Origin of the sequence: Methanothrix sp., assembly GCF_024518575.1 — an archaeon.
Lineage (GTDB): Archaea > Halobacteriota > Methanosarcinia > Methanotrichales > Methanotrichaceae > Methanothrix_B.
On sequence record NZ_JANIHG010000065.1, the window covers coordinates 1 to 3,999 of the forward strand.

5 protein-coding genes and 1 pseudogene are annotated in these 3,999 nt (G+C 51.5%); 3 read left to right on the forward strand and 3 right to left on the reverse strand.

What is annotated here, in order from left to right; all coding sequences use genetic code 11:
- A pseudogene (locus NQU42_RS08205) lies at nt 1–210 on the reverse strand (IS5/IS1182 family transposase); the annotation flags it as partial.
- A gap of 259 nt (nt 211–469) precedes the next feature.
- Here NQU42_RS08205 and hisH point away from each other — a divergent pair.
- The 3 genes from hisH to NQU42_RS08220 all read left to right on the forward strand — a co-directional run bounded on the left by hisH (nt 470) and on the right by NQU42_RS08220 (nt 2,361).
- Nucleotides 470–1,069 (forward strand): imidazole glycerol phosphate synthase subunit HisH, encoded by a 600-nt coding sequence (gene hisH / locus NQU42_RS08210; protein WP_296610573.1) that lies wholly within the window; start codon nt 470–472, stop codon nt 1,067–1,069.
- Nucleotides 1,063–1,902, forward strand: coding sequence for an imidazole glycerol phosphate synthase subunit HisF (gene hisF / locus NQU42_RS08215; protein WP_296610575.1), 840 nt, complete (start codon nt 1,063–1,065; stop codon nt 1,900–1,902). The genes hisH and hisF overlap by 7 nt, the downstream gene beginning before the upstream one ends.
- A gap of 219 nt (nt 1,903–2,121) precedes the next feature.
- Nucleotides 2,122–2,361 (forward strand): FeoA family protein, encoded by a 240-nt coding sequence (locus tag NQU42_RS08220; protein ID WP_296610576.1) that lies wholly within the window; start codon nt 2,122–2,124, stop codon nt 2,359–2,361.
- A gap of 115 nt (nt 2,362–2,476) precedes the next feature.
- On the opposite strand, the gene NQU42_RS08225 is transcribed toward NQU42_RS08220, so the two are convergent.
- Nucleotides 2,477–3,124 (reverse strand): adenylate kinase, encoded by a 648-nt coding sequence (locus tag NQU42_RS08225; protein WP_296610578.1) that lies wholly within the window; start codon nt 3,122–3,124, stop codon nt 2,477–2,479.
- A gap of 467 nt (nt 3,125–3,591) precedes the next feature.
- Nucleotides 3,592–3,999 (reverse strand): hypothetical protein (locus tag NQU42_RS08230; protein ID WP_296610580.1); only part of this gene is annotated, 408 nt, incomplete at its 5' end.

A 3,999-nucleotide genomic window follows, 5' to 3' on the forward strand; every position in this document is an offset into this window, starting at 1 on the left:
TAAGGTAGGTGGAAGATAACATGAATCCAGAAGCTCGATAAATGACCAGGGATAGGCAAACTTCCTCCCGCGCTTGCCGCGGTTTAGTTCCTCCAGATCTCGCTCCCAGCTCTCCAGAAAGTCGAAAGTCAGGTAAATCTCGCCGCGTTTGACAAGAGCCTCGTTATACTCCGGCCAATTACGTCCTTTAGATGATTCGTGCCCTTCCATCGCTATACCTGACCGATAATAGTAGGGATAGTTTATAAACATTATTCAACACAGCATACGAACCTGCTGTGTTGAATACTGTTTGAGAATCTGATAGCATAGGCTGGATTCATACGAATTGAAATTCTAGTAAAAATCAATAGCTTACGACCTTAGAGCTCTTAATTATTCAACACAGCAAACACAGCACAAAAGCTATATTTACAGGATGCAGGATACCATTTTCCGATCATGGAATGGAAAGCGAGAAGGGCATGAGATGATAGCCATAGTGGATTACGGCATGGGCAACCTGTTCAGCATATACAACGCACTTTTGAAGGTAGGGGGAGACCCTGAGATAAAGAGGGATCCTGATTTTGCGGGCGCTGCGGGAATAATAATACCCGGTGTCGGCTCCTTCGGGAGGTGCATGGAGAGCCTTCGCAGATTTCAGGAAGCTCTTGCGGAGAGGATCGCTGAGGGGACGCCGGTGCTGGGAATATGCATAGGCATGCAGGTGATGATGGACGAGAGCGAGGAGAGCCCCTGGGCCAGAGGATTCGGTTGGATCCCCGGAAGGGTCGTGCGGCTGCCTGAGTGGGTAACCGTGCCGCAGATGGGCTGGAACAGCCTTGAGCTGAAGAGGGATCTGGAGCTGCTGGATGGCATATCCCCAGGAGATATGTTTTACTTCGTCCACTCTTACCACTGCATTCCATATGATAAGACAGCTGTTGTGGCAACCACACACTATGGCGTGGATATGGCAGCGGTTGTGGCAGAGGAGAACATCTACGGAACGCAGTTCCATCCGGAAAAATCAGGTCCGAAAGGCCTGAGGATACTTGAGAATTTCGTGAGGATGGTCAGATGCTAGCCCGCAGAATCATTCCGTGTCTGGATTGCGATCTCGGAGTTCCGGACGGCAGGGTTGTCAAGGGGATCGAGTTCAAGCAGATAAGATACGCAGGAGTCCCTTGGGAGCTGGCGACCCGCTACTACGAGGATGGCGCTGACGAGATCGTATTTCTTGATATCACAGCCTCCCACGAGCGTAGGGCTACGATGTTCGACGTAATCAAAAAGACATCAGAGCATGTTTTCGTCCCCCTCACAGTGGGCGGAGGGATCTCAAGCCTGGAGGACGCGCGGAATGCGTTCAATGCAGGTGCTGATAAGGTTACGGTGAACACAGGAGCGCTCAGGCGGCCGGAGCTCATCAGAGAGATCTCGGAGAGCTACGGCAGCCAGGCGGTCGTCGTCGCGATCGACGCGAAGAGAAGGTATCATGATCTGGATGGCAGGATAACAGTAAACACTGAGAGCGGGCGGTGCTGGTTCGAGTGCTCGTACTATGGAGGCAGGCGCTTCACAGGGGTTGATGCTCTCGCATGGGCGAGGCGCGTTGAGGAGCTCGGCGCAGGGGAGATACTGCTCACAAGCATGGACCGGGATGGCACATACGATGGCTTCGATATCGAGCTCACTGATGCGGTATCAAGAATGGTGGGGATTCCAGTGATCGCATCAGGAGGATGTGCCAGCCCTGAGCACATGTATGAGGTGTTCAGAAGAACTGATGCATCTGCAGCGCTGGCCGCGAGCATATTCCACTTCAACCAGTGGAGCATACGGGATTGCAAGAGGTATCTCCACGATCGCGGAATAAACGTGCGGATCACCGATTGGGCTCAGAGCATATCGCTCTGAGCGCACATGCACAATCTGCAGAGATTATATTGCTGTTGAAGGATCTAGGCTGCAACCAGCATCTTCCGGCTGTACTGCTGCACTATTTCCGCATGGCCACGCTGAGTGCGAAGTATGGTGCACAACAGCTGGCGTCTACTGGCTTCTCTCGCTTCCAGGAATCCTGCAATCAGACCGGTAGATTTATAGAATATGTGATGGAGCTTCGCGGGGGTTTCGATGATAGAGCTCACAAAGGCGCCATGCAACTCGCTGCTCGAGGTCAAATCATTCACAGGAATGGGCGGCTGGCAGAAGCGGCTGGAGGCAGTAGGGATCAGGAAGGGGATCAGGCTGAAGAAGATCACATGCCAGCCGTTTGGGGGACCGATTGTTGTGGATGTCAACGGAACAAAGATATCCCTGGGCCGCGGAATTGCATCGAAGATACAGGTCGAGCTCGCTCAGCATGTGAAATGACGGCAAGGACTCTTCTGGAGAGAAGGCCGGCGGACCAATCCCCTGCGAGACCGAAGAGCACTCCGAAGGTGCCCCATCACGCGAAAATACGAAGATGGCAGGTTGGCCTGCCAGATCACTTGAACTTGCTCAGTACCTTTGAGATCTCATCGAATATCTGGTTGATCTCGCCTGCGCCGTTGATGTTCGCTATCAGTCCAGCCTTTGTGTAGTAGTCGATCAGCGGCTGTGTCTGCTGCTTGTAGACCTTGAGCCTGTTGAGTATTGCCTCCTCCTTGTCATCGTCCCTCTGGTAGAGCTCGCCTCCGCAGACATCGCACTTTCCGGGAACCTTCGGGGGATTGAAGAGTATGTGGTAGCTCCTGCCGCACTTGCACATCCGCCTTCCGCTGAGCCTTCTTACCAGCTCCTCATCGGGAACATCTATGTTCAGAACAACATCTATCTTCTGTTTCAGCTCCGGCAGTATCTTGTCCAGCGCCTCGGCCTGGGGGATTGTTCTTGGGTAGCCATCGAGCATGTAGCCACCAGCCACATCCGGCTTTGAGAGACGATCCCTGATTATGCCTATCAGTATCGAGTCAGGCACAAGCTGGCCTGCGTCCATGTACTTCTTCGCCTCTTTCCCCAGCTCAGTTCCATTCCTCACGTGCTCCCTGAGTATATCTCCGGTGGATATATGCTTCACGTTGAACTTCTCAGCGATCATCTTGGCCTGGGTCCCCTTCCCAGATCCCGGTGGGCCGAGCAGAACTATATTCATATCAAGCCTCCTTTACCGCAAGCTCCAGGCGATCTGAATTGCTTGCTCGTCTGGGTTAAAGCCCTCGTTATTAAAAAACCTTTCGTGATTGCCTCGAACTGTCATCCAGAAGAGCGCAGACCTTCTTGCCCGAATCACTGTCATGCCAATCGATATGCACTGCAGTCAAACTGTGTTTTCGCTCGTACCTGTTCCACGGCTTCCTGCGGCGCTTTTTGTTCGGTGTCGAATGCGCCAGATTGTGCTTCAGGAGAACTCGATGTGTCGCGTTATGAGGAATATGAACCGTACTTGAACTCGATTGTCTGCTCAAGACGTATTACGCCTTTTTGCTCTTTGTGGACTTCGAGCATCAGATCCTCTAACTCAGGCTCGATCTCCTTCCGCGGACGACCAAACTTCTTTATCGATATCATCTCCTTCGTTCTCGGATAATTCATCCATACACGCTTGACTGTGAAGACGCTCTATTTGTCATCGGTTAAGCTCACCATTTCATCTGTGAATCGAGTTCTGTTTGCATGCGGGTCGAGCGCATCACATAAGCTAATTTCGATCAGTTTCATGAATGATATCTTGAGTCCGAGGTAGTTAAGAATATTAAAGAGTAAAATATCTCGAATTTCATCCTTTTGGAACGCCTCTGCTGTCGCATGTGGGTTTTTCGGCAAACAGCGTACAAGCTCTGAATTTGCAGCCTCTGAAGAGATAAAACGATTAAAATATTCTGTTACTGAATGTTGCATCGCCATCTCTCTAGACCACCATTCTACCCTTTCATAGAGCTGTTCAGGCCTGCAACACAGCCGCCGATGTCTCCGGTTTTTCATTAGAGGCTGCTGTTTCAAAGCACCTGGATCCCAAACGATTCCATG